The following is a 25768-nucleotide window of genomic DNA, read 5'->3' on the forward strand; positions in this document are numbered from 1 at the left end:
GGAAGGCTTGCCGGGCGACGCAGCGTGTGGAACGGCAAAGGTAGGGTGACGCACATGCGCGTGCTCGGCATCGACTTCGGCACGTCGAACACGGTCGCGATGATCCGGACCCCGGACTCACGGATGCGGCCGCTGCTGTTCGACGGTTCTCCCTTGCTGCCCTCTGCTCTGTACTTCAACACCGACGGCAAGGTTCTTGTCGGGCGGGACGCCGAGCGCAACGCGCGGCTGGACCCGGCCCGGTTCGAACCGAACCCGAAACGTCGCATCGACGACGGTGAGGTGTTCATCGGTGACCACCCGATGCCGGTGCCGCGGCTGTTCGCGCACGTGCTGTCGCTGGTCAACACCGAGGCCCGCCGGCAGCTCGGCGCGGCACCCGACGAGGTGCGGCTCACCCACCCGGCGCGGTGGGGTGAGCGGCGCCGGTCGCTGCTGGTCGAGGCGACCCGCATCTCCGGGCTCGGCACCCCCAGGCTGATCGCGGAGCCGGTCGGCGCCGCGTCGTACTTCACCGCGGTGCTCGGCTCCGCCGTCCCGGTCGGGCGCAGCCTCGCCATCTACGACCTCGGCGGCGGCACGTTCGACGCGACCGTGGTCCGGCGCACCCAGTCCGGGTTCGAGGTCCTCGCCGAGGACGGCCTCGCCGACGTCGGTGGCCTCGACTTCGACCACGCGATCGTCGAGCACCTCGGCAAGGTGTACTCCGAGAGCCACGCCGACAAGTGGACGTCGATCGCGAACCCGTCCGACGCGAACGCCCGCCGGCAGCGGCGGCTGCTGTACGAGGACGTCCGCGGCGCGAAGGAGATGCTGTCGCGGACCGCGTCGACCGACATCCACCTGCCGTCCCTCGAGGTCGACGCGCACCTGACCCGGGAAGAGCTCGAGGGGCTCGTCAAGCCGTACCTGGAGCGGACCGTGTCGTGCCTGCGCCGGGCGATCGACTCCGCCCGGCTGCAGCCGAAGGACCTCGTCGGGATCTTCCTCGTCGGTGGCTCGTCCCGGATCCCCCTGGCCGCGCACCTGATCCACACCGAGCTCGGGGTGGCGCCGACGACCCTGGAGCAGCCGGAGACGGTCGTCGTGGAGGGCGCGTTGTGCATCGGCGCGCCGTCGGCGCCGGTCCGCGCGTCCGGGATGCCGCGGACCGTCACCCCGCCCCCGCCGCAGCAGCGGCCGGTGTCGGCGGTGCCGGTGTCCCCGGCGATGAACCGGCCCGGCCCGGTCCAGCCGCCACCGATGCAGCAGCGGCCCCCGGTGCAGCAGCCGGTCAACATGGTCCGGCAGCAGCCGCCGGTGCAGCTCGTCCGGCAGCCCCCACCGGTCCAGCCGCCGATGCAGCAACCCCCGGTCCAGCAGCAGCCGGTCAACATGGTCCGGCAGCAGCCGCCCGTGCAGGCCCCGCCGCCGGTCCAGCTCGTCCGGCAGCCGCCGCCGGTCCAGCAGCAGCCGTACCGTCCGCCGGTGTCGCCGGCGCCGGTCGCGCAGCCGGCCCGGCCGGGACCGTTCCCGCCGCAGGTCGCCCGGCCGCAGCCGGCGCCGCAGCCGCAGCAGACCTCCGATGAGGGGGAGCGCAACTGGGTCGCCGTCATCATCGTCGTGCTCGTCCTGGTCGCGGTCCTGTTCGTGATCCTGCTGCTGACCGCGTTCAACGGCTGACCTTTTGCCGGACCGCACGGCCCGTCACGCACCGCGTGACGGGCCGTGCGCGGGTCAGCGGGCCGCGGCCGAATATGCCATTCTGTGCCCTCGTGCGCGGGTCGTCCGCGTGTTGGACGGGGAGGCCCGATGGCGAACTGGAACCCGCCACCGCCGTACCAGCCGCCGTATCAGGCGCCGTATCAGCCGCCGCCGCGGCGGCGCGGGATCCTGCCGGTCGTGCTCGTCGCGGGTGTGACCCTGGTCGGGGTCCTGATCGCCGCGATCATCGTCGTGGTGGTCGTGCGGCAGCGGGGCGAGGACACCGTCGCGGGCCCGGAGACGACGGCGGTCGCCGCGTCACCGTCCACGAGCGCCGCCGGCGGCGCCGGCGGGTTCGACGAGTGCCTGATCGGCAACTGGCGGCAGACGAAGTACAGCGCCGGGTTCGACCTGAGCGGCACCCTGGACAGGGCCGGGAAACCCGTCGGTCAGATCAAGACCACCGGCGACGGCCGCCGCTGGAAGATCACGTCGACGGGCGCGGCGACCGAGACGTTCGACGACGCCGAGTACAAGGGTTCGACCACCGACGGGCGCCTGGTCACGTTGACGTTCACCGGCGGCCACGAGTGGAAACTCAAGACGTCCAACGGGCGGATCCTGTTCGAGCTGGTGTCCACGAACCTGGAGATCTCGGTCCTGGTCGACGCCTACCGGGCCGCGTCGGAGAAGGTCAACCCGCAGAACAACCCGATGCCGTACCAGTGCGCCGGGAACAGCTGGACGGCGACCTCGCTGTCGGACGCGACCGCGTCCACGACGTTCGAACGATCCACGTAGCCACGGAACACGCCATGGGCCTCGGGGACGCGTCCCCGGGCCCATGGCGTGTTCCTTAGTTGTGCGGGGCCCAGAACCCGGCGAGGGAGCTCGTCGCCGGGTCGTCGGAGCCCAGCAGCAGGCTCCACGGGTCCGCGCCGGCCGGCACGTCGACACCGTCGTAACCGGCGAGGTCGGCCGGGTTCGGCGGGTCGGCGTGCGCGGACGGGTCGTACGCCGCGGACAACGAGTGGTCGGGGCCGCCGAGGACGTCGGCGTCGCTCCACGGGAACCCGTCGACGGGTTCGGGCTGGCCGTCCAGGTGCAGCTCCTCGGGGAACGTGTGCTCGGGCCAGCCGTCGTCGCCGCGGAGGTCCGGGTCGGTGCCGAACGTCTCCGCGTCCACGTCCGTGCCACCGGCGGCCACATCGTCCGTGTGGTCGGCGATGTCGGTGTGGTCGGTGTGGTCGGTGTGGTCGGTGTGGTCGGTGACGGGTTCGAACTCGGCGTGCTGCGCCGGGTCGCCGTCCTCGGTGGCGAACCCGTCGTGCGTGTCCTGGCCGTCCTGGCCGTCGTGGGTGTCGTGGGTGTCATGGACGGACTGGTCGTAGGCCTCCGCGGCGTGTTCGGTGCCGAGCGGCTCCTCCAGGTCGTCGCCGCCGCTGTGCGGGTCACCGCCCAGCGCGTCACCGCCGCCGAAGTCGTCGTGACCGTCGAACGTGTGTCCCGGCTCGAAGCCGTGCTCGAACCCCTGCCCGTAGCCGGGGTCGCCGCCGAGGTCGGCGGTGTCACCGGTGTCGGGTTCGTCCCCCGACTCCGACCATTCCCAGTGCCCGTCCATGATCCAACCCCCTTACGCTTCGGCCGGCGCGTCGGCCGCGTCCGCGGGTGCGTTCGGTGCCAGTGCCCGTACCCGCACCAGGACCTCGTCAACCTGTTTGATGCGGGCGCGGAGGCCTTCCCGTTCGGTGTTCAGCGCGGCCTTGCGCTTGCCCCGTTCGGCCTTGTCCTCCGTCAGGGACTTGTCGATGTTGGCGATGTGCGCGTCGAGCTGCTTGAGCCGCCGCTCGATCGCCTCGTCCAGGGCGAGGGTCAACGCGTACTGCAGGTCCGTGAACCGGTGCATGATCTCGTCGGCGAGGGCGGCGCGGGCCTCACCGAGGACCTCCCGCAGCCACGCCCGGGTCGCCACCTTGTCCGTCATGCTCTTCCGTTTGAAGATCATGTACGCGCCGGCGGCGAGGCCGAGGCCGATACCGATGACGGGGATGACGAGGCCCGCACCGGCGACACCGGCCAGACCGATCGCGCCGGCACCGGCCATCGCGCCCCGCCCGGCCATCATCGCCATACCGGCCGAGGACATGACGACCATCGCGCCGTCACCGCCGCCGCTGTCCCGGCGTGGTTTCGTGCCCAGTGCGTGGCGGAGCTTCGCGTTGAGCTGCCGCAGCACGTGCTGCAGCTCGTTGGGGTGGAACACCTGCGCGAGGACCCGCTCACCGACCTTGCGGAACCGGAACTCCAGGTCGTGTGACAGCCGCACCGACAACGCGTACAGGGCCTTGTCGACCTCGGCGGGCAGCTCACTGATGTCGCTGCGGCCGCCCTTGTCGATCTTCTCCATGAACTGTTCCTGCAGCTGCGTCATGTACGACCGCAGCCGGGTCGTCGCCTCGACCCGGGCCCGTTGCGTCTCCGTCGACAGCGCCAGGGACCACTGCCGGGCCTCGGTGCGTTTGCGGGTCGCGACCTGGGCCCGTTCCTCCTTGGCGCGTTCGGCGTCCTTCGGGTCGGGGTCGGTGGCCTTCATCCGGTCGCCGTACTCCTGGTCGATGCGGATGTACTCCGAGCGCACCGAACGCAGCACGTTGGCCTGCTGCAGCAGGTGACCCTTCTTCGCCAGGTCGATCAGGGCGTGCTGCAGCTCCGCGATGCGGGACTCGCGGATCAGCTCCCCGGCGGCCTCCTTCGGCAGCGTCATCGCCAGCTCCGCCAGCCGCGCCGACACCGGGAACCACGGCGCCGAACCGAACCGGGGCGCGTGCGTCTGCAGCTGGCCCTTGTTGTCGGCGAGGATCGTGCGCCAGCCCGGGTACGCGTCGACCTTCGTCAACGCGAACAACACGAAGTTGACCTTCTTGCTGGCCTCGATGAGGAAGTTCATCTCCGGCTTGGAGAACGGCGAGGACGCGTCGACGACGAACAGCAGGGCGGTGGCCCGCTCCACGGCGTCCATCGCGACCTCGACGTGCATCGAGTCCAGGCCGCCGGTGCCGGGGGTGTCGGTCAGCGTCAGGTACTGCAGCAGCGGCGCCGAGTGGTGCACCTCGATCCGCCGCGGCGGGCGCATCCCGTCGGGGAGCCGGCCCAGGACGGTGCCCCAGTCCCGCAGGTCGGTCAGGTTGATCGGGATCGGGTCCTCCCGGCCCGGCACGTACGCGCGGGCGCCGTGCTGGGCGTTGTGGGTGAACTCCAGGTACGACGCGGTCGCCACCGCCGCGTCGACCGGCGACAGGTTCGGCACCCCCATCAGCATGTTCGTGAGGCTGCTCTTACCACGTTTCGTCTCACCGACCACGACGATGCGCGGGCGTTGCACGTCGCGGCGGCGTTCGGTGTCCACGTCCGCGGCCGCGTCCGGGTCGATCTTGCGCAGGTACGCGAGGGACCCGTCGACGCCGGCCTTGAGCAGTTTGCCGAGGGCCGCCTCTGGGCTCGGTGGCTTCGGCTTGCCGTTCGCGGGGGGCGCCGCGTTCTCCGTCGAGGTCATCGGGGCTGCTCCCTGCGTGGTTGCGGGCTGGGCGTGTGCTGGGCGGGCTGCTGGACCGTCGGGTGCGCGCCGGTCGGCCCGCCCGGGTTGCGGGCGGCCTGGTAGACGGTGACGATCGGAGCACGCAGCACCCGGCCGTCACGGTCGAGGTAGCCGGGGACCTCGACGGCGGCGATCGACCCGATCAGCTTCGGGTCGGTGGCCGGTGCCGCGCCGCCGGCCTCGTGGTGCGCCGGGTCGAACCGGACCCCGGTCGGTTCCAGGGTCTTCACCCCGGCCTCGGCCAGGGCGGCGCCGAGCCGGTCGCCGAGCGCCTTGGACGTGACCCGGTCCCGGACGTAGATGCACGCCTGGACGAGGGCCCGCCGGTCGGCGTCGGCCGGGCCGGTCCCGTTGCCGCGGGCGGCGACGGGCACCTGCACCTGGCGGGGACCGCCGCGGGAGGACAGCAGCAACAGCAGCAGCAGCGCCGCGCCGACGAGCAGCGCACCGACGAACCCGGTCAGCGCCGCGGTCACCCCGAACGGCTCCCGCGCGGTGCACGCCGGCTGCGCGGCCTGGACCACCGCGGCCGCGGCGGTCGGCTGCTGCTTCGGCGGCGCCTCGGGGGCGCCGCCGCCACCGACGGAGTCACCGATCCCGGCGCCGCCGGACGCGGTCGTCGGGGCCGCCGGCGGGGTGGTCGCCGTCGACGCCGGCACCGCCGGGCAGTCGGGGGCGCCGCTGATCAGGCCGGTCGCGGCGCCCGTGAGCACGGCGACGATCAGGGCAACAGCCACGGCGACGAGACGCAGGCTGTTGGAGGACGAGAACATCGTCGGCTCCTGGGGGTAGGTGCCTTCAGTTGACACGGGCTTGGCCACGGATACGTTGGGACAGCAGGTAGAAACCGCGGTGCGCGACGAGCGCGACCCGCGACTGGGACGGGCTGGCACCGGCGACGGCGTAGGCCCGCCACCGGGTCGCGGCGTCCAACGCGGCCCGGACCATCTGGTCACGGTCGGATCCTTGCAGGTTCAGGATCCAGCCGGGGTCGTTGGACAGCGCGAGCCGGGTCAGTTCGCCCTCCATCTGGTCGGGCAGGTCCACGGCGCCGGTCGTGACGAGCTGCGCGACCTCGAGCAGCCGCAGCCGGTGCGACTCCGGCTGCTGCAGGACCCGTTCGATCGCGTCGCGGAGCAGCTCCCGGTCGTGGGGGCGTTCGGCGTGGCTGGCGATCTTCTCCAGGCTCGACAGCGCCCAACCGGCCTTGATCGCGTCGGTTCGCCACCGGAACGCGTGGTCCAGGGTCTGCCGCAGGCGGGGGAACCCGGACGCCTGGAACAGCATCCGGACGAGTTCACCGGTCGCCAGGGTCGGCTTGTTGACCAGCTGGGCGATGGCGAAGCTGATCCCGTACAGGTCCAGCAGCCGCAGCAGCCGCTCCCGGGACTCGCGGGTGATCCCGCACTCACGGGTCGTGAACAGGTCCACGGAGGCGAGCAGGACGGTGCGTTCGCCCTGGGGGAGCGCGGCGAGCTGCCGCAGCGCCTCACAGTCCGCGGCGGTGAGCCGGCCCGCCTCGGTGGTCTCGGCGAGCAACCCCACGACCGGCACCACGTCGGAAACGACGCGGCGCAGCACCTTGGACTGGTCACCGGCGAGCGGAGCGACGATCGGCCACGGGTCCTGGCCGCCGCCGGCGAGCTTGTCGACCTTGTTGAACAGGCCGAGGGAGTTGATCGGGTTGCTCGACAGCCGCGCCGAGATCGACCGGAACGCCTCCAGGGCCTGCACGTCGTCCTCACGGACCGACTGCGTGAACACGTAGATGATCGCCTCGGCGCCGGACAGGGCACCGGCGGAGTCGGAGTCCAGGTCGTCGTCGATCGGCGCCTCGGAGAACAGGAACCGGCGGGCCTGGTCCGACACGGACGTGTTCGCGCTGGACAGGCCGGGCGTGTCGACGACGGTCAGGTCCCGCAGGTGGTCACTGGTCAGGGTCACGTCGACGTAGGCGACGTCGTGCCGGGCGACGCCGAGCCGCTGCGGGATCATCCCGGCCTCGTCGAGGGGGAGGCTGACCCGGGCACCGTTGCGTTTGACGACGTCGACCCGGTCGGAGGTGCCGTACCGGAACTGGGTCACGATGCGGGTGCACTCACCGACCTCCGTCGGCGCGACCCGCCGGCCGATGAGCGCGTTGACGAGCGTCGACTTGCCGGACTTGAGCCGGCCCGCGATCGCGACCCGCAGCGGCTCGCCGAGCCGCCTGCGCACGTCGACGACCTGCGCCTGGGCGCCGCCGCCGAGCCGGTTGCCGACCTCCGCGCACAGGTCCGCGACCCGGGAGCTGAGTGGTCCTGGCGCCACGTCGTCAGCCCCGGACCGCGGCGGCGCGACCCGGACCGCGACCTGATACCTGCTCCGGGAGACTGATCACCGACTGCGCGAGGCCGGTGTTTTCAGCCAGAATGCCGACGTACCCTCGGGGTTCCAAGGGGTGGTCCTCGCTCATTACTCGCTCCCGGGTGGAATCAGACCGTCATGTCACGCACGTACGGCACACACATTACGAATATCCTGCGCGCGCAGGATCCCATGTTCGTGCCACGAATGGAGGCGAGAAGTGCCTGAGGCACCGACTGACGAGCCAGGCGCCGCGACGGTTGCGGCGGCCGGGACGGTCGGCCGGGCGACGGTGGGGGCCACCGCGTGGCCACCCGCCGACCTGGTCGCCGCGGCGGTCGACGCCCTGCGTAACCCCGGTCTGGTGGTCATCGCGGGAGCGCCCGGCACCGGCCGCTCGACGGTGCTGAAACGGCTCGGCGAGACGTTCCGCGGCACCGTGTTCGCCGGTGGTGCCCTGGCGATGCTGCGTGGCGTCCCGGCGCTGCCGCTGTCCCGGGCGGTGCGGGTGCGACTCCCGTCACATGAGGCGCCGCTGCTCGCCGAGGCGGTCCGCTCCCGGGTCCGTCACGGTCTGCTGCTCCTCGACGACCTGCAGTGGGCGGATCCGCTGACGATCGCCGCGTTACCGGCCATCGCCGAACACTGTCGGATAGCCGTCACGTTGCGTACGCCGCACCGGCTGCCCGGCGACGCCGAACAGGTCCTGCGCGCCGCCGCGACCGCCTGGCTGAACGTGCCCGCGATGCCCGCCGACGCCGCCGCGGCCCTCGTGCGGCAGATCGCGCCGGGCGCGTCGACGACCGTCGTCACCGACCTCGTCCGCCGCGCCGGTGGGGTACCCCTCGCCGTGACCGCCCTGGCGAAACACGTCGCGCAGGGCGGCACCCCCCTCGACGCCGACAAGGGCCTCGCGTACACCGTCGCCGGGGCCCTCGCCGACCTCAACCGGCCCGCCCGCACCGCCATGGCCGCCCTCGGCCTGCTCGGCCGGCCCGTGACCGCGACCGTCCTCGGTGAGGGCATCGCCGAGCTCACCGCGACCGGCCTCGTCGAGGTCGACCAGGCCGGGATCGCCGCGCCCGTGTCGCCGTACACCGCCGAGGTCGCCGCCGGGCTCCTCGAACCCGCCGAACGGGTCGCGTTGCACCGGCGCCTCGCCGGGCTCGTCCCGCCCCGCGAGGCGGCCCGGCACCTCGCCGCCGCCGGCGCGCCCGGCGACGCGTACCAGGTGGCGGTCCGCGCCGCCGGGACCGCCGCGTCCACCGGCGAACGCGCCGAACTGCTGCTGCTGGCCTGCGACCTGCCCGGCGTCACTCCCGCAGCCGACGTGCGCCTGGAAGCGGCCCGCGCCGCGCTCGCCGCCGGCCGGCCCGGCTCCTGCTTGCGGGTCCTGCCCGCCGAAGCCGTCACCGACCCGGGGGTCGGTGCCGTCGGCGCGGTCCTGCGCGGTGAGGCGCTGCTGCAGCAGGGCAACCCGGTCGCCGCCGCGAACGCCGTCACCACCGTCGGCGACGACGTCCCCGCCGACGTCCTCGGCGCCCGCGACCGGATCCGGCTCCTCGCGACCCTCGCCGGCGACGCCGACGCGGCCCTCACCCGCGCCGAGGAACTCCTGCGCGTCCACGGCGACGCCCCCGCCCACCCCGGGCTGCGGGCCGCGATCGCCGCCGTCCGCGCCGGCACCCGCCGCCCCGGCTGGGAGTACGGGCTCGCGTCCGCCGCGTCCGCCGCCGGGCAGGCCGGTGACGTCCTCGCCGCCCGCTGGTCGGCGTGGCTGCTGGTGGAGACCCTCACCGCCGACGCCCGCCTCGCCGAGGCGTCCAACGCCGCCGCCGCGGCCGCCGCCGCGTGCGCCGGGGACCTCGCCTACTCGTGGCAGACCAGGTTCATCGCCGCGCAACTGTGGTGCGACGCGCTGCGCGGCGAGGAGATCGACGAGGTCGTCCGCCGCGCCGGTGACCTCACCGACCGGACCCTGCCGGCCGTCGCCCGCGGCTACGCCGTCGCCGCCGCCAGCCTCGCCGAGGCCGACGGCGGGCTGCTCGCCCCGGCCCGCGCCCGCCTCGACGCGCTCACCGGCCGGCCGTCCTCGACCGGACCCGTCCTGGACTGGGTGACCCGGGAAGCGGCGTGGCTGGACGGGCAACCCGACCACGCCACGTCCCGCGCCACCGACCTGCCGGCGCCGCCGCTCGTCGACGGGCTGCGCCGCATCACCGCCCGGTGGGCCGCCTACGACGCCGGCGACTTCGCCGCCACCGGCACGGACCTCGGCGACCGGCCCCTCGCCGCGGTCGCCGCGACCCTCGACGCGTGGAAGGCCCCCGACCTGTTCGCCGCCGCCGCGGCCGCCTGGCACGACCTCGCCCGCCGCGAGGAGGTCCGCTGCCTGCTCGCCCAGGGCATGCTCGAGGAGGACGCCGAACGGGCCGTCCCGGCGCTGCTGGAAGCCGAACGCCTCGCCGAGGAGGCCGGCCTCGTCGTGCTGCTCGGCCGGACCCGCCGCGCCCTGCGCCGGCACTCGATCCGCCGCGACACCCGCGGCCGGCGCGCCGGCGACGAGCTCACCGACCGGGAACGCGACGTGCTGCGCCTCGTCGCCAACGGCGAACCGACCCGGCGCATCGCCGGGCAGCTCGGCATCTCCCGGGAGACCGTCGAGACCCACATCCGCTCCGGGATGCGCAAGCTCGGCGCCCGCACCCGCACCGAGGCCGCCGCCCTTGCGATCGAGGAGCTTGGATGAGTAACGGCGTGCTCTTGTGCGTGGGCGCCTCCGCATCGCATCGTTGGCGGATGACACCCGCTGGACTGCCCCGACCGACCGGCCGCGTCACCGGTCAGGGCCGCTGATGGCGGGCGACCCCGCACACGCACCCCGCTACGTGGTCGCGTCCGGAGGCGACGCCACCAGCGTGCTGCGCCGGCTCGCCCGGGCCGGCTGGACGACCCGGGAAGGGTTCGCGCTCACCGACCAGGCGTGGGACGTCTCCGACGCGCGGCTGGCCCTCTACGGACGCGTCGCGGAGGGCGACACCGCCGAACTCGCGCTGCTCGCCGCCGCCCGCGGCGCCGGGATCGTCGCGATCTGCGACACCGGCGGCGACATCGGCCGGGCCCTGCTCGCCGACCTCGCCCGTATCGGACCCGTCACCACCGACCCCGACGCGGACCTCGGCACCATCCCCGAACCCGACAGCGGCGGCCCCCAGCTCGCCCCCGAGCAACGCGCCCTCCTCGAACGGCTCGCCGGCGGTGAGACGATCGCCGCCGCGGCCGCCGCGGAGTTCCTGTCGCTGCGCACCGCGAACCGGCGCATCGCCGAGGCCCGTGAGGTCCTCGGCGTGCGCACCACCCGCGAGGCGGTCCTGGCGTACCTGCGGATCCGCCGGGAAGGCGGCTGACCGCTTTTTCGCGGACCCCGGTCAGTGGACCCCGGCCGGCTGCAGCCACCGTTGCAGCCGGTCCGCCGGCTCCGGCCGCGCGTCATGGAACCCCTGCGCGATGTCACAGCCGAGCCGGCGCAACGCCGCGACCTGCCCCGCGTGCTCCACCCCCTCCGCCACCACCGTCATCCCCAGGTTGTGGCCCAGGTCGACCGCCGAACGGACCAGCACCGCGTCGTCGTCGTCCGCGCCGGACAGGTTCACCACGAACGACCGGTCGATCTTCAGCTCGTCGACCGGCAGCTGCCGCAGGTACGCCATCGACGAGTACCCGGTGCCGTAGTCGTCGATCGACAACCGGACGCCGAGCCGGTGCAGGTTCGGCAACCCCGTCAACGCGTCGTGCCGCGCCGCGTGTTCATGCCGGTCCGCCTGCGCCATCATCGTGTTCTGGTACCGCACCACCAGCAGCCCCAGCCCGACCAGCAGCACCGCACCCAGCCCGACCGCCCCCAGCAGACTGCCGAACACCAGCGCCTCGACCCGCCGCAACTCCTCGATCGCCGCGTTGGCCCGCCCCGCATGCAGATCCGCCGCCGCCTGGATCTCCGCACTGATCTGGTAGAAGATCCGGTCCACGTCGTTGTTGTTGATCCGGGCCGCCTCGATCAGGTCGCCGTTGTCGACGGCCGCGAACACCCGCAGCACCGCATACCCGTACTCGTCATGGACGTGCCGCAACCGCAACGCCGCCCCCGCCATCGCGTGCCGCGCCCGCACCTCGTCCCCACGGTCCAGGCGGTACTTGCGTTCGAGGGACTCCTCCTCGGCGATCGCCTTGTTGGCCCGCGCGTACGCGTCGGCGAGGGCCGTGGACCGCGCCACCGTCTCCGACGCGTGCCGGGTCCTGGCGACCCCGACGACACCCAGCACGGCAACCGACAGCAGCACTACGATGACCCCGCCGATGGCCAGCCGCCACCGCCTGCGGGTACGGGATCCCTGCATGCTCCGCCGAACCCCCTCCGCCGCGTGACGCCCTGGTGACCGACCTGTCGTGTCCATGTCGGCAGGACACCGCTGCCGGGGGAGCGGTTCGCCAGGTTCGGTTCGGGTGCCTTTCGGGTCCCCTGCGATACTTCGGCCATGACCGCGCCGTGGACGGCACGACCGGCCACCCCGGCGGACGTCGAACCGATCGCCGAGCTCCGCGCCGACGTGCTACGCCCCGACCTGGAACGCCTCGGCCGCTACGACGAGCACCGGGTCCGGCAACGGCTGCGGGACTCGTTCAACCCGCACCACACCACGATCATCGTCACCGGCGGCGCCCTGGCCGGCTGCGTCGCTCTACGGCCCGCGGGGGACTGCCGCTGGCTGGAACACTTCTACCTCGCCGCCGCCCTGCACGGCCACGGCATCGGCTCGGCGGTGCTGCGGACCGTCCTCGCCCGCGCCGACGCCGACCGGGCCCCCGTGCGGCTCAACGTCCTGCAGGGCAGCGCGGCCCGGCGCCTGTACGAACGGCACGGCTTCACCGTCGAATCCGAGGACCCGGTCGACGTCTTCATGCTCCGCCGCCCGATCTGACTGTTGCGGCCGGCGCGGTCAGCGGGCCGGGCGGTGCCGCCGTTGCGTCGACAACGGCCGGACCGGATCGACGTACCGCGGCAGCCGCGGCTCCGCCACCCGCAACGCCACGAGCTCGGCCGTGATCGCGTCGATGATCCGGTCCGTGGCCCGCTGCGCCGCACCCGGCGTCGCCGGGTCCAGGTCCGACAGGTCGACCGGCGCCCCGAAATGCACCCGCACCACCGGCCGCCGCAGCAACGAACGCCCCAACGTCCGCACCGTCGGCCCGAACCCACCCCACGCCGCGACCTCATGCGCACCCCACTGTGCGACCGGCACCACCGGCACCCCGGTCCGCAACGCGATCCGCGCCATCCCCGTCTTCCCCCGCTCCGGCCACATCCCCGGATCGAGCGTGATCCGCCCCTCCGGATAGCCGAGCACGTGCGATCGGACCGCGAGGGCGTCGGCGACCATGTCGACGGCCGTGCCGACGTCCGCCTGCCGCCGGTTGATCCTGATGTGCCCGGCGGCCCGCATCACCGACCCGACCACCGGCGCCCGGAACAGCCCACCCGTCGCCATCAGCCGCGGCGTCAACCGCGCCACCCGGCACGCCGCGGTGATCGCCACCGGGTCGAACGGCCCGATGTGGTTCGCCGCGAAGATCACCGGCCCGTCCCGCAACGCCGCCGGCACGTCCCCGGTCACCTTCAGCCGCGCCACCGGCATCACCACGACCCTCGCCAGGAACAGCAGGAACCGCCACGTCCGCGGCGCCCGCCACACCGCCCCGGCCGGAATGCTCGTGCCCACCGGCGCAGGCGGATCAGGGGAGAGCGCCGCGGCGGGGGAGCCACCCACCGCACCAGCCGGAGCACCATGCCCTGCTGCGGAACTCGCCGCGCCCTGGTCCACGTCCGTCATTCCCGCCCCGATGAGTCCGAATTCGACCTTGAGACGGTACGCTGCCGCGCCGACATCCACTACCTGGTGGATCACTGACCACCGGCGATCACGAATCCACCAGGTAGTGGGGGATACCGCACGTCCTGTCGACCACGGGTCCCGCCACGACTCGCGGAGCACACCGAATGCCACTCGAACCGGTCCACATTTCCGGACAAAATACCTGAATGGTTCCTGCGCATCCGCCGCGTCGGCAGGAAGATCCACTGCCGGCGGCGGAACACTCGGGCGAAGAGGCTGATCCGGGCCTCGGCAGCGCCGGACCTGGCGCCGGGCACGTGGGGTCGTGGCCGGATTCCCCATAACCGGAAGGATCCCCGGACACCTGACCCCGGAAAACGTTCCGCTTGTCGCATCACCACCCGCCGGACGAGACCCTGCACAGATCGAAGTCACAGACCGGCCGTCCGGACGGTCACGGGACAACTTCGACCGCGACCGCGTCCGCGGGCCACAGGACGCAACGGCGGCGCGAGCGAAGCGAGTCCGTCAGGCAGCACGGTCCGCCATCACTGCGCAACCGTGGCTGCCCGAAGCGGGTAGGCCAGGACGGCGGCCGCACACCACCGCAGCGGACACGACCCGCCTCGACGACGCGGCCCGCGGAGGGCCGGCGCCGCAACGTGAGGTCGGCCGCGAAACGACAAGCGCCGCCGCGGCGGGCCAGGGGAGGGGAGCGGCACCACAGACTGCGTCACCGGCGCCATCGGCGTCACCGGCCTTGCAGTGCGGCGTCACACCTCGGCCGCCACACACGCGCACACCGCACGCCAGGACCCGCCGCCCGCGACCTCATCTGCGGGCCGTGACCTCAGCTCGCCCCGATCCGCCGCACCGCGGCCATCCGGCGCGGCACCCGCATGATCAAGTTCCTCACCGGCCGCCAGCTGCGCACGACAGCCCGGCGCGACAACCCAGCGAGCCCGCCCGCAGACACGGACCACGCAACTCGCGCTCCGCGCGACCGACCGGCGGCTGCCCGGCCAAGCCGAGTGCCGGGCAAGCCGCGCCGCAGACACGGACCATGCGGGTCTGTGCCTGGCCGACGTGCGTGCCCCAGGGCCGGCCAGCCTTCGCCAGCCGGCCCCTGCTTCACTGCTCGGCCCTGACGTCCATCCAACTGGCTTCGCCGCTTTGCCTGTCGGCCCAGTCAGGCTCCGCCAGTCAGCCCTGCTTCGCTACTCGGCCCACGCCAGCGGGCGAGCCGGCTTCACTGCTCGGCCCTGACCGCCCATCCAGGCTCGGCCCTGACGTCCATCCAGCTGGCTTCGCTGCTCGGCCTGGCCGGGCGGCCTGGCCGCGACGGGCCGGAGCTCGCCGCGGACAGATCCGCCACCGGCCAGCCTGTCAGCGCTTCGGCGGCGGTGACGTGGGCCTTGGCCAAGCGGCCCCGCTCCTCAGCCCCGCTACTCGGCTTCGCGGAGCTCGGCGAGACGGGCCTCTATCTCGGCCAGCTCCGCCCGCAACCGCTCCGCCTGCGACTCGGCCTCCGCACGGGCCGCCGACACGATCTCCTCGACCGCCTCGTGCACCCCGGGAACGTCGAGCATCCCGACCATCTTCAACGCCTCGCTGGCCTTGATGACATACGGCTTCGCCAGGGACTTCGTGCCCTGGTTGGCCGCGACGGTCCACTCGCCGTCCGCATACGCCAGGGTCACCGTCAACCCCGCCGGCGCCTTCGGCTTCGGCGCTGCCTTCTTCGCCGGCGTCGCCCGCGGCGCGGGAATGCCCGCAGACTCCTTCACCGGCTCCTTCTCCTTCACTTCCTTGCCGTCCTTCGCCTCGGCGGTCACCGGCTCCGCCGGCGCGGCGGCCGGGACAGGTTCGGTCACGACGTCGGCCGGGGCAGGGTCGGTGGACGGCTCGACGGTGGACGGCGCGGGCACGGAGGTCTCCTCACGAGGTGCTGGAACGGCAGGGGTGCGACGCGCCGGCGCCGCCTTCGGAGCGATCTTCAGATCAGCGGGGGAGAACGGCAACTCGTCCCGGCCGAACCGGACGACCACCCACTCCTCGGACAGTTCGGGGTCGGTCAACTGCACGACCTGCCCCAGCTGCCCGGCGATCTGGCCGGCAGCCTCCGTGAACACGACCTTCGGCTTCCGGCCGGCCGCGAGGGTGTCCCGGATCTGCTCCAGCTCCACCGTCGACAAGCCCCCGGCCGCGGTCCGCGCGGCTACCATCGCACCCTCCTCAATCGAACATGTGTCGGAAACGTTCTACCAGTCGGGTACGACATTTTCCGAACGCGACACACCGTACGACATGATCTCGGCGTCAGGGCAGCTCGTCGATCTCCGCATAAGGGTCGAGGGTGCGCAGCACCTCCGGACGATCCGTGACGATGGCCCATCCGGGTCGGGCCTGCGCACGACGCACCACATGCGCGGCCGCAACCAGAGCGGGACCGCCCTCTCCGGCGAAGAGTGATCCACCGTCCACGGCATCGGCGGCGGTCAGGTCGTCCACCACCACGACCGGCAGGCTCAGCAGGACCTTGAGCACGTCATAGTCCTTGGGGGACGTCTGCGCCCACGCCTCCGCCAGCGCCGCCGCCGGCACCGCGAGGACCACACCCTGGTCCACCGCGTGCCACACGATCGCCGAGCTGTACGGCGTCCCGGCCACGAACCCCAGGATCGCCGAACTGTCCAGGATGCGGCCGCCCACGGCGGTCACGACGCCGGCCCGGCGGGTGCCACCCCCAGCACCTCACGCGCCCACGCGTGGTGCTCCGGGTCCATGCGCACCCCACGCCGCGCATACAGCTCGTTCAACGCCAGCAGCGCCCGGTCCCGGGCCAGCCGGCCACGCACCGCCTCGGCGACATACGCCGACACCGACTCCGCGCCACCCGCGTCCACGAACCGCCGCACCGCAGCGGCCTCATCGGCGGGCATCGTCACCGTGACCCGCTCCTTGCGCACTTCACGCATACGCACAGGGTAGCGGCCGCATACGCTGATCACCTAGCGTCGCATCACCCGGACGGGGGACATTCGAGCCCACCTGCGCCGATATGGCATACCCGCCCGGTATTCCGTCACCGTCCGTGGTGGACGTCTTCACCTTCAGCAGCCCGCCGCAGCAGCTTCGACGCCCTGGCCCGGCGTTCCTGCGCCTGCCGCCGGTCCTGACGCATCGTCTCGAGCGCGGCACGCACGTGCGGGCCCAGGGGATAGCCGTGCTCGATCCAGTCCAGAGCGCTGAGACTTTCCCAGCCCGTGCAGGTCAGGGCGTGCGTGACGATGTCGTCGAGACTCGGCACCGCCGGCCACTGGTGCGCGACCGTCCGCCACGGCTGCGTGAGGACGTGTGACAGCGCGTCCATGCGTTCCGGCGCCGGGTCGGCGTGGCGGTGCGGCACGCCGACGACCCAGGTGCCGTCGGTGTGCCGGCCGAGCCAGTTCCAGCGGTCGCCGAGCGGCAGCACCGGCGTCCAGGTGCCGGGTGGTGGGTCGTCGGGACGGGGCACCCGGTGCCAGGTCGCGGTCAGGTCGGCGCAGACGACGACGGCACGGCCGTTGTGCCCGGCGATCTCGTGCCGGCAGCCGCCCGGGTCGGGCAGGATCTCGTCGAGCATGATGCTGCCGATCGGGCCGGGGCCGCTGACGGACGTGGGTTCGCCGGGTTCGACGTGGAGGTGGATGACGCCGGTGTACTGCACGACGAGGTCCTCATCGTGTTTCCACGGGTTGCCGGTGAACCGGATCCGCGCGGTGCCGGGCTCGTCGTGTTCGAGCTCGCCGATGCTGAGGTCTTTGACGCAGCGCAGTCCGGCGAGGTCGTAATGGTCCGGGTCGGTTGCGAACCGTGCCGCGCCCGGCGGGAGGTCACCGGCGAGTTGTGGCAGGGCGGCGAGATAGGCGCGGGCGTCGAACTGCTCCGCCACGACGTAACGCACGTCCGGCAGCGTAGCGTCCCGCTGCCCGTAGATGTTCGATAATGCACATTATGTCAACTACGTCGGCGGGAAAGTGTCGTACGCCGGCGGTAGGTTGCTGGGCATGACGGGGATCGATTACGCCACGGCGGGACCACTCACGGATCTGTCCACGGTGCGGCCGGCTGCGCTCGCCGGGGTGCCCGCGGACGCGGAGGGGATCATCCGGCTCGTGCACACGCTCATCGTGCATCCCAACGAGACGTCCGGGCTGAACCTGCCCGAGGAACGGTTCGCGGACAACCAGCTGCGGCACGCCGACCGGATCGTCGCGGCGGTCCTGCAGCTGGAGGACGACCCCCTGCACGTGCCGCGCCCGGCGCACCGGCGGGCCGTCGGCACCTGCCGGAACTTCACGGTGCTCGCGTGTGCGCTGCTGCGGTGGCGGGGCATCCCGGCCCGGGCCAGGTGCGGGTTCGGCACGTATTTCCAGCCGGGTCAGGGCCTGGACCACTGGGTCGTGGAGCATCACCGCGACGGCCGGTGGGTCCGCAGCGAGGTGCAGTTCGTCGCCGCGACGCTGGTGCCGCGCCCGGAGGACCTCGCCGACGGGCTGTTCCTGACCGGCGGTGAGGCGTGGGCGGCCTGGCGGGAGGGCCGCATCGACGCGTCGCGGTTCGGGGTGCAGGGCACGGAGAACTTCGGGCCGGCGGAGATCCAGGGCAACGCGGTCCGCGACCTGGCCGCGCTCAACAAGGTGGAGCTGCTGCCGTGGGACGAGTGGGGGCGCATGGACGCCGCGTACAAGGGTGAGACCGGCACCGACTACGACGCACTGATGGACCGTATCGCCGCGGTGACCGCCGGCGACGACCCGGCGGAGGTCACCGCCCTGTATGCGGAGCCGGACCTGCGGGTGCCGGAGGCGCTGCTGCGCTGACGACGACGAACGATGCGCCCCTGGTCGCGCGAAGTGCGGGGCGGATTGCGCCGACGGGACGGCCCAGGGTCCGCGCCCCTGGTCGCGCGGATTGCGGGCGGATCGCGCCGACGGAGCGGCCCGGTCCCGGACCGCAGAGCGGCTCCGACATCGCCGGGTCGTCGCCGGCGGTCACAGCCCGGCCCGGCCCCGACGGCACCTGGCTGCTCACCGGCGACACATGGTGCTGCTCCGCGATCGACTCCCCTATCCCCTGCCCCGCCGTCGCGTTCAGACCCGCCCCGCCGTCGCGTTCAGACCCGTGGTCGGTCCGGCGGACCGTATCGGCCACGGTGCACCCAGGGACGGAGACGCATTCTCGACAGCCGGCGCGGACGTGTCACACCGGTTTGAAGGTTCGGCGGCATCACCAAGGTGGAGGTCCGGCAGAAGTTTCAACCGGCCGTTCAACGATACGGTTGAAGGAATGACAGATGGATACGCCGCGACCGTCATGGAGCTGCTTCCGGGGCGGCCGCGCCTGCTCGCGCTCGGCGAGCCCACCCACGGCGAGGACGCCCTGCTCGAGCTGCGCAACGACCTGTTCCGGCAGCTCGTCGAGCACGAGGGCTACCGCACGATCACGATCGAGAGCGACTGCCTGATGGGTCTGGTCGTCGACGGGTACGTCACCTCGGGTGCCGGTGACCTCGACGACGTCATGGAACGCGGGTTCAGTCACGGCTGGGGCGCATACGAGGGCAACCGTGCGCTGGTGCGGTGGATGCGCGCGTACAACGACGGGCGGCCGCGGCCGGAGCAGGTGCGGTTCGCCGGGTTCGACGGTCCGCTGGAGATGGCCGCCGCCGCGAGCCCGCGGGAGGCGTTCGCCGCGGTGCACGGGTACCTCGCCGCCCGGGTCGACGCGGGCCTGGGCGCCGCGGCGACTGTCGACGAGCTGATCGGCGCCGACGAGTGGTGGACCGACCCGGCCGCGATGTGGGACCCGGCGAAGTCCGTCGGGCAGACGCCCGACGCCGGGCGGCTGCGGCTGCTCGCCGACGAGCTGGTGGCGGTGCTCGACGAGCAGACCCCGCAGCTGGTCGCGGAGAGCCGGGAGGACTGGGACCGGGCGCGGCTGTACGCGCGGACGCTCACCGGGCTGCTGCGGTACCACCACTGGATGGCCGACACCGGACCGGACCGTCTCACCCGGCTGTGCGCGGCGCGGGACTCGATGATGGCCGCCAACCTGCTGGCGATCACGGCGAAGGGGCCGGCGTTGGCGCACGGCCACAACGGGCACCTGCAGCGGGTCCGGAGCGAGATGTCGATGGGCGGTGCGCGACTGCAGTGGTGGGGCGCGGGCGCGATCGTCAGCGCGCACCTGGGTGAGCAGTACGGGTTCGTGGCCACGGCGGTCGGCACGATCCGGCACCGGGGGGTGGGCGTGCCGGCGCCGGACACCGTCGAGGGGATGTTGTACGCGTTGCCGCAGGAGCGTGGTGTCGTGGACGCGCGCCGGTTCGCGGGTCTGGAGGTGGCCGCGCGCCACTCCCCTTGGTTCGGGTACGCGCCGCTGGACCCGGCGGACGTGGACCGGGCCGACGGGATCGCCTTCGTCAGGGAGTGCTGAAGGGAGTGCTGAAGGGAGTGCTGAGCGGTGTGGAGCGCATCGTCCAGGTGGACGGCGACCGGTAACGCATAGACTGCCGGGTATGTCGGATGGGTTGGAGTCGTTGCTGGACGGGCAGTTGGCGTACTACCGGGCGAGGGCACCGGAGTACGACGAGGTGTACGGCGAGCGGGGGTTCCGGTCCCTGACCGACCTGCTGGACGAGCTGCCGGTCGGTGGTGACGTGCTCGAGCTGGCGTGCGGGACCGGGCAGTGGACGGTCCGGCTGGCCGGACGAGCACAAAGCCTGACTGCGGTCGACGGGGCGCCGGAGATGCTCGACATCGCGCGGCGGCGGGTCGAGGCGGCCGGGCTGACGGCGACGTTCGAGCAGCATGAGTTGTTCTCGTGGCGGCCGCAGGCTCGGTACGACACGGTGTTCTTCGCGTTCTGGTTGTCGCATGTGCCGCCGCAGCGGTTCGCGGCGTTCTGGGCGGCGGTGGCCGGTGCGGTGCGGCCCGGTGGGCGGGTCGTGTTCGTCGACACGGACGCGGCGGAGCGGTTGACGGAGCGGGCGGCGCCCGGTGATCGGGCCACGGTGCTGCGCAGGTTGAAGGACGGCAGCGAGCACGAGGTCGTAAAACTCTTCCATGACGCCGCGGGGCTCGCTGCCGACCTGGGGAAACTGGGGTGGACTGCACAGGTGGACCCCGCCGACGGAGGGTTCATCAGAGGGGTTGCTACGCTCACGGACAGGTCGGCACGGGACTAGGCATCCCGGGTCGGCGCCGGTTCGGTGAGCGTGCTGGAGTCCGACCCAACACGCTCCCACCACAACCCCCCGCGAAAACCAAGTAGAGCGCTTACATGCCGACCACCGCGTGCAGCGAGTCCGGCAGGGTGCCGGGGTGCAGGACGCCGAGGCGCTGGGTGGCCCGGGTCAGGGCCACGTACAGGTCGTTCGCCCCGCGCGGTGACTCCTCCACGATGCGGTCCGGGTCCACGACGATGACGCCGTCGAACTCGAGGCCCTTGGCCTGCTTGACGGTGAGGACGACGACCTTCGCGGCGAGTTCCGGTTCGTCGCCCACGGCGGCGTCGGGCAGGACCTTGAGCACGGCCGGCACCAGGTCCGCAAATGAGGAGGCGGGGAGGATGACGCCGAGCCGTCCGTCCCCGGCGAGCGCCGCCTCGGCGACGGCGGCCTCGGCGAGCGCGTCGGGCAGGCGGGCCGGTGCGACGCCGCGGATCCACGGGTCGACGCCGGACGCGCGGACGGAGCGGGGTGGCTGCAGGTCGGGGTCGATGCCGGCGAGGACCTCGGCGGCGACGGCCATGATCTCCGTCGGGGTGCGGTAGTTGACGGTGAGTTCCCGCAGCCGCCAGCGGCCGGGGACGTACGGGTCCAGCGCGGACGCCCAGGTGGCGGCGCCGCCGAGGTCGCCGGTCTGCGCGACGTCGCCGACGACGGTCATGGACCGGGACGGGCAGCGGCGCATGAGCAGCCGCCACGCCATCGGTGACAGCTCCTGCGCCTCGTCGACGATGACGTGACCGAACGCCCATTTGCGGTCGGCGGCGGCGCGTTCGGCCGGGGTGAGGCCGGAGGACTCGTCCTGGCGTTCGGCGAGCCGGTCGGCCTCGAGCAGGTCGGTGACGGACAGCAGTTCGGGGTCGTCCTCGTCCTCGACGTCGATGGACCGGGATCCGAACGCGATCTCCAGGGCGCCTTCGGCGTAGGCGATCTGCCGTTTGCGTTGCCGTTCGGCGATGATCTCGCGGATGGTGTCGTCCTCGCCGAGCAGTTCCGCGGCCTCGTCGAGCAGCGGCACGTCGGCCGGGGTCCAGCCGGACCGGGCGGAGCGTTGCAGCGCGAGGGGCGCGCCGGCGGAGAGCAGCCGGGCGGTGGAGGCGAACAGGCCGGCGACGAGTTGCTGCGGGGTGAGGATCGGCCAGAGCCAGTCCAGGGCGCCGAGGACCTCGGCCTCGCCGCGCAGCTCGCGGCGGATCTCGGCGAGGTCGGCCTCGTCGAGGATCTGCGGGTCGCCGGGGGCGTCGTCGCCGCCGAGGGGGTCGTCGGCGTAGGGGTCGATGCCGATGGTGTCGGCGACCAGCAGCGACAGCGCGTGGATGATCTCGGTGTCGAAGACGGGCCGGGCGAGGTTGTGCAGTTTCCCGGAGCGGCGGGCCCGGTCGCGGGCGTCGGCGATGACCTCGGGGTCGAGCATGACGGCGGCGCCGTCGAGGATGTCGAGCCGGATCGCGACGGGCTCGTCGGGGACGCGCTGGCGGTCCTGGACGGCGGTGGCGAGGACGTCGGCCATCTCGGCGCGGCCCTTGATCTCGGCGATCGTGGCGGGTTCGTCGGTGTGCGCGACGACGCCGGGGAACAGGTCGCCCATGGTGCCGAGCAGGACCCCGGTCTCGGCGAGGGACGGCAGGACCTGGCCGATGTAGCGCAGGAACGTCGGGTTCGGCCCGACGATGAGCACGACCCGGGACGACAGCATCTGCCGGTGCGTGTAGAGCAGGTACGCGGCCCGGTGCAGCGCGACGGCCGTCTTGCCGGTGCCGGGCCCGCCCTGCACCACCAGGACACCGTTGAGGTCGCCGCGGATGACGCGGTCCTGTTCGGCCTGGATGGTCTCGACGATGTCTTTCATGCGGCCGGTACGGGACGCGTTCAGCGCTGAGAGCAGCGCGGCTTCGCCGGCCACGCCGTCGTGTGCGCCGCGGCCGGTGTGGTGCGCCTCGGCGAGGTCGAGGACCTCGTCGTCGACGCCGGTGACGGTGCGCCGTTCGGTGCGGATGTGGCGGCGCCGCCGCACCCCCTCGGGCGCGGCGGCGGTGGCCAGGTAGAACGGTCGGGACGCGGGGGCCCGCCAGTCGATGAGGAGCGGCTCGTAGTCGTTGTCCTCGTCGAAGATGCCGATCCGGCCGATGTAGCGCACCTCCCCGGACTCCTCGAAGTCGAGGCGGCCGAAGCACAGGCCGTTCTCCACGGCGCTGTACTGGGCGATGCGGTCGGTGTACAGCGCGGTCGCCGAGTCGCGGTGCGACCGGTCGGCGGGGGTGCCGCCCGTTTGCAGCAGCGCCCGTTGGAGTTGCTCCGACGCTTCCTCTCGCAGCGTATCGAGGTGCCCGTACAGCATCGTGAGATGCGCTTGCTCAGTTGCGAGCTCGGATGCGTTTGACAACCCGTCTCCAGTCGGCTAACATTTGGATCAGTCAGGCGCCCGAGGGCGCCTTTTTTGTTGCTCGAACGCTCTACTCTAGCGCCTACCGCGCCAGTCTCCGGTACTGGCGGATGGACAGTGGCACGAAGACGGCCGTGAGGGCCGCCGGCCACAGCAGCGCCGGCTGCATTCCCGCTGTCGCGCCGCCGCCGGGGTTGCCGAAGAGGGCGCGGGTCGCGTCCGCGGTGGCGGACAGCGGGTTCCAGTGTGACAGCGCGCCGAGCCAGGTGGGCATGTCCTGGGGTGAGGCGAGCGCGCTGGACAGGAACGCGACCGGCCACACGAGGATCTGCACGGCGACGAGCAGCTGCGGGTTGCCGGACAGCAGTCCCAGGTAGATGCCGATCCACAGCACGGCGAAGCGCAGCCACAGCAGCAGCGCGACGGCGGTGAGCGCGCCGGCCAGGCCGTCGTGCCAGCGCCAGCCGACGGCGAGGCCGCAGCCGAGCATGACGAGCAGTCCCAGCGCGGAGGTGAGCAGGTCGGCGACGGCCCGCCCGGTGACCTGCGCGGAGGGTGCCATCGGCAGGGACCGGAACCGGTCGGTGACGCCGCGGCCGGTGTCGGTGGCGATCGCCGCGAACGTCGTCTCGACCCCGAACAGCATCGTCATGGCGTACATGCCGGGCAGGAGGTATTCGCGGTAGTCGCCGCCGCCGGCGACGCTCATGCCGCCGCCGAGGACGAACCCGAACATGACGACCAGCAGGACCGGGAACAGCAGGGTGAGCACGATCTGGGCGGGTTGGCGGGTGAGGTGCGCCAGTTCCCGCTGCGTCATGACCCAGCCGTCGTGCAGTGCCCATCTCATGCGGTCACCAGTTTCAGGAAGGCCTCGTCGAGGGTGGGGCGGCGCACGGTGATGTCCTCCACGTCGGGGATGGTGGCGGCGAGCGCGAACGCGGCGACCCGGTCGTGGACGGCGACGCTGACCCGGTTGCCGTCGACGGTGACCGGGCCGAGCGTCGCGAGCCGGGCCGCGGTCGCGTCGGTGCTTGCGGGGGTGGTGAGCACGTCGAGCCGGTCGGCGCCCTTCAGCGAGGCGGGGGTGCCGTCGGCGATGACCCGGCCGTGGTCGATGACGCTGATCCGGTCGGCGAGCTGGTCGGCCTCGTCCAGGTACTGGGTGGTGAGCAGGACCGTGGTGCCGCCGTCGACGAGCCGCCGCACGGCCGCCCACACCTCGGCGCGGCCGTGCGGGTCCAGGCCGGTGGTCGGTTCGTCGAGGAACAGCACCTTCGGGGTGAGGATCATCCCGGCGGCGAGGTCGAGGCGGCGGCGCATCCCGCCGGAGAACCGGGTCGCGGGCTTCTCCCCCACGTCGGTGAGCCCGAACTGCTCCAGCAGTTCCTCGGCACGGCGGCGGGCGGCGGCGGTCCCGAGGTGGCTGAGCCGGCCGAACATGACGAGGTTCTGCCGGGCGCTGAGCAGTTCGTCGACGGCGGCGTGCTGGCCGACGAGCCCGATCGCGGCGCGGACCCGGTCGGGGTGCCGCACGACGTCGTGCCCGTCGACGGTGGCGGTCCCCCCGTCGGGCCGGACCAGGGTGGCGAGGATGCGCACGAGGGTGGTCTTGCCGGCGCCGTTGGGGCCCAGCAGCCCGTGCACGGTCCCGGCGGCGACGGTGAGGCCGAGGCCGTCGAGGGCGGTGTGGTCGTCGTAACGTTTGCGGATGTCCCGGACGTCAATCACGTTCTACAGTGTATAGAGTTTGGACGGAAGTTGCGACTCGATGTTCCCGCCTGCGCCGCCGCGCTCGGGCTCACCTACGACGGCCCGATCTCCGGCGGCGAGGTCGGCGCCGGTTACGTCCTGCTGCCCGACGGCCGCCGGGCGGTCCTGACCGGCGGCCACCGGGACTCCGTTCCGTTCATCGACGTGGCCCGGACCGCCGGCGTGCCCGCACCCCGCTACGAGCTCGTCGCCGAGTTCGCCGGCGCGACGGTCGTGGTGCAGGAGCTGCTCCCCGGCCGCCCGCCGGGCCCGGTCGACCAGGCGGTGCTGGACGGGATGCTGGCCGTCAGCACCCGCTGCACCGGCCTGCTGCGCGACTCCGGCCTGCCACAGCGGGAGTTGTACCTGCACCGCGACGGTCCCGGCTTCTGCCAGCACGGCTCCCTGGCCGGACATTCGGCGCGCGCCGCCGCGCTCCTGGCCACGGTCCGGGCCGTCCCGCTGGACACCCTGCCCGGCGACGACCTGGTCCACTTCGACTACCACCCGGGCAACGTCCTGGTCGGCGACACCGGCGTGGTGACCGGCGTCGTGGACTGGGACGGCGCCGGCCGCGGCAACCGCGCCTTCGACCTGGTCACGCTGCTGTTCGTGCTGACCCGGCACGCCCCGCACCTGACCGCGCAGATCCGGGCCGCCGCGGCCGACCTCGCCCCGCCGGAGGTCCTCACCGCCTGCTGGGCCCACATGGCACTGCGCCAGGTCGACTGGTCGATCCGCCACCACACCCCGGACGAGGTCGACGCCTGGCTCGCGGTCGCCGAACAGCACCCCTTCTGACCCGTGATCGAAGTCGCGTGCCGGCCATCCGAACGGCCGGTGGG

22 protein-coding genes are annotated in these 25768 nt (G+C 72.9%); 9 read left to right on the forward strand and 13 right to left on the reverse strand.

Annotated elements, in window-relative coordinates; genetic code table 11:
* Nucleotides 1–54: 54 nt before the first annotated feature.
* Both ACFPIJ_RS34410 and ACFPIJ_RS34415 read left to right on the forward strand, forming a co-directional pair.
* Complete coding sequence (locus ACFPIJ_RS34410) at nt 55–1662, forward strand: Hsp70 family protein (protein WP_380121449.1); 1608 nt, start codon at nt 55–57, stop codon at nt 1660–1662.
* A gap of 129 nt (nt 1663–1791) precedes the next feature.
* On the forward strand, nt 1792–2484 hold the full coding sequence (locus ACFPIJ_RS34415; protein ID WP_380121451.1) for a hypothetical protein: 693 nt from the start codon (nt 1792–1794) through the stop codon (nt 2482–2484).
* A gap of 55 nt (nt 2485–2539) precedes the next feature.
* Here the strand turns inward: ACFPIJ_RS34415 and ACFPIJ_RS34420 are convergent, their stop codons facing one another.
* Genes ACFPIJ_RS34420 through ACFPIJ_RS34435 form a run of 4 tightly spaced genes read right to left on the reverse strand, consistent with a single transcriptional unit; the run spans nt 2540 to nt 7588 of the window.
* The gene (locus ACFPIJ_RS34420) at nt 2540–3304 is read right to left on the reverse strand and encodes a hypothetical protein (RefSeq protein ID WP_380121453.1); all 765 of its coding nucleotides are present in this window, start codon (nt 3302–3304) and stop codon (nt 2540–2542) included.
* Between the two features lie 12 nt (nt 3305–3316).
* Complete coding sequence (locus ACFPIJ_RS34425; RefSeq protein WP_380121455.1) at nt 3317–5236, reverse strand: dynamin family protein; 1920 nt, start codon at nt 5234–5236, stop codon at nt 3317–3319.
* Complete coding sequence (locus ACFPIJ_RS34430) at nt 5233–6051, reverse strand: nucleotide exchange factor GrpE (protein WP_380121457.1); 819 nt, start codon at nt 6049–6051, stop codon at nt 5233–5235. The genes ACFPIJ_RS34425 and ACFPIJ_RS34430 overlap by 4 nt, the downstream gene beginning before the upstream one ends.
* Before the next feature lie 25 nt (nt 6052–6076).
* Nucleotides 6077–7588 carry a dynamin family protein gene (locus tag ACFPIJ_RS34435; protein WP_203850416.1) on the reverse strand — a complete coding sequence of 504 codons (1512 nt, stop codon included), beginning with the start codon at nt 7586–7588 and terminating at the stop codon, nt 6077–6079.
* 256 nt (nt 7589–7844) lie between these two features.
* Between ACFPIJ_RS34435 and ACFPIJ_RS34440 the strand changes: the two genes are divergently transcribed.
* Together ACFPIJ_RS34440 and ACFPIJ_RS34445 are read left to right on the forward strand one after the other, a co-directional pair.
* On the forward strand, nt 7845–10373 hold the full coding sequence (locus tag ACFPIJ_RS34440; RefSeq protein WP_380121459.1) for a LuxR C-terminal-related transcriptional regulator: 2529 nt from the start codon (nt 7845–7847) through the stop codon (nt 10371–10373).
* Nucleotides 10374–10479: 106 nt separating this feature from the next.
* Nucleotides 10480–11031, forward strand: coding sequence for a helix-turn-helix transcriptional regulator (locus ACFPIJ_RS34445; RefSeq protein WP_380121461.1), 552 nt, complete (start codon nt 10480–10482; stop codon nt 11029–11031).
* Between the two features lie 21 nt (nt 11032–11052).
* Here ACFPIJ_RS34445 and ACFPIJ_RS34450 read toward each other — a convergent pair whose 3' ends face one another.
* A complete protein-coding gene (locus ACFPIJ_RS34450; RefSeq protein ID WP_380121463.1) occupies nt 11053–12021 on the reverse strand; it encodes a GGDEF domain-containing phosphodiesterase in 969 nt (322 codons plus the stop codon).
* Between the two features lie 138 nt (nt 12022–12159).
* Here ACFPIJ_RS34450 and ACFPIJ_RS34455 point away from each other — a divergent pair, with 138 nt between their 5' ends.
* Nucleotides 12160–12603, forward strand: a complete 444-nt coding sequence (locus ACFPIJ_RS34455) for a GNAT family N-acetyltransferase (RefSeq protein ID WP_380121465.1) — start codon at nt 12160–12162, stop codon at nt 12601–12603.
* Nucleotides 12604–12621: 18 nt separating this feature from the next.
* Here ACFPIJ_RS34455 and ACFPIJ_RS34460 read toward each other — a convergent pair whose 3' ends face one another.
* From ACFPIJ_RS34460 to ACFPIJ_RS34480, 5 genes are all read right to left on the reverse strand, one after another.
* Nucleotides 12622–13401 (reverse strand): lysophospholipid acyltransferase family protein, encoded by a 780-nt coding sequence (locus ACFPIJ_RS34460; protein WP_380121467.1) that lies wholly within the window; start codon nt 13399–13401, stop codon nt 12622–12624.
* Nucleotides 13402–14960: 1559 nt separating this feature from the next.
* Complete coding sequence (locus ACFPIJ_RS34465) at nt 14961–15740, reverse strand: hypothetical protein (protein WP_380121469.1); 780 nt, start codon at nt 15738–15740, stop codon at nt 14961–14963.
* A 94-nt stretch (nt 15741–15834) separates the two neighbouring features.
* Nucleotides 15835–16227: a hypothetical protein gene (locus tag ACFPIJ_RS34470; RefSeq protein ID WP_380121471.1), complete on the reverse strand. Its 393-nt coding sequence runs from the start codon at nt 16225–16227 to the stop codon at nt 15835–15837.
* 5 nt (nt 16228–16232) lie between these two features.
* Complete coding sequence (locus tag ACFPIJ_RS34475; protein ID WP_380121472.1) at nt 16233–16493, reverse strand: ribbon-helix-helix domain-containing protein; 261 nt, start codon at nt 16491–16493, stop codon at nt 16233–16235.
* A 107-nt stretch (nt 16494–16600) separates the two neighbouring features.
* Nucleotides 16601–17461 (reverse strand): hypothetical protein, encoded by an 861-nt coding sequence (locus tag ACFPIJ_RS34480; protein ID WP_380121474.1) that lies wholly within the window; start codon nt 17459–17461, stop codon nt 16601–16603.
* A 103-nt stretch (nt 17462–17564) separates the two neighbouring features.
* Between ACFPIJ_RS34480 and ACFPIJ_RS34485 the strand changes: the two genes are divergently transcribed.
* From ACFPIJ_RS34485 to ACFPIJ_RS34495, 3 genes are all read left to right on the forward strand, one after another.
* Complete coding sequence (locus ACFPIJ_RS34485; RefSeq protein WP_380121476.1) at nt 17565–18380, forward strand: transglutaminase-like domain-containing protein; 816 nt, start codon at nt 17565–17567, stop codon at nt 18378–18380.
* Nucleotides 18381–18846: 466 nt separating this feature from the next.
* Nucleotides 18847–19995, forward strand: coding sequence for an erythromycin esterase family protein (locus ACFPIJ_RS34490; RefSeq protein ID WP_380121478.1), 1149 nt, complete (start codon nt 18847–18849; stop codon nt 19993–19995).
* Nucleotides 19996–20077: 82 nt separating this feature from the next.
* Complete coding sequence (locus ACFPIJ_RS34495) at nt 20078–20746, forward strand: class I SAM-dependent methyltransferase (protein ID WP_380121479.1); 669 nt, start codon at nt 20078–20080, stop codon at nt 20744–20746.
* Nucleotides 20747–20837: 91 nt separating this feature from the next.
* Here ACFPIJ_RS34495 and ACFPIJ_RS34500 read toward each other — a convergent pair whose 3' ends face one another.
* The 3 genes from ACFPIJ_RS34500 to ACFPIJ_RS34510 form a co-directional block, all read right to left on the reverse strand.
* Nucleotides 20838–23126 carry a HelD family protein gene (locus tag ACFPIJ_RS34500; protein WP_380121481.1) on the reverse strand — a complete coding sequence of 763 codons (2289 nt, stop codon included), beginning with the start codon at nt 23124–23126 and terminating at the stop codon, nt 20838–20840.
* A gap of 127 nt (nt 23127–23253) precedes the next feature.
* Nucleotides 23254–24021: an ABC transporter permease gene (locus tag ACFPIJ_RS34505; RefSeq protein ID WP_380121483.1), complete on the reverse strand. Its 768-nt coding sequence runs from the start codon at nt 24019–24021 to the stop codon at nt 23254–23256.
* Entirely contained in the window at nt 24018–24902 is an 885-nt protein-coding gene (locus tag ACFPIJ_RS34510) for an ATP-binding cassette domain-containing protein (RefSeq protein WP_380121485.1), read from the reverse strand. Before ACFPIJ_RS34510 ends, ACFPIJ_RS34505 begins: the two co-directional genes overlap by 4 nt.
* A gap of 30 nt (nt 24903–24932) precedes the next feature.
* Between ACFPIJ_RS34510 and ACFPIJ_RS34515 the strand changes: the two genes are divergently transcribed.
* Nucleotides 24933–25724, forward strand: coding sequence for an aminoglycoside phosphotransferase family protein (locus tag ACFPIJ_RS34515; RefSeq protein ID WP_380121487.1), 792 nt, complete (start codon nt 24933–24935; stop codon nt 25722–25724).
* Nucleotides 25725–25768 lie beyond the last annotated feature (44 nt).

Source organism: Dactylosporangium cerinum (assembly GCF_042653625.1).
Taxonomy (GTDB): domain Bacteria; phylum Actinomycetota; class Actinomycetes; order Mycobacteriales; family Micromonosporaceae; genus Dactylosporangium; species Dactylosporangium cerinum.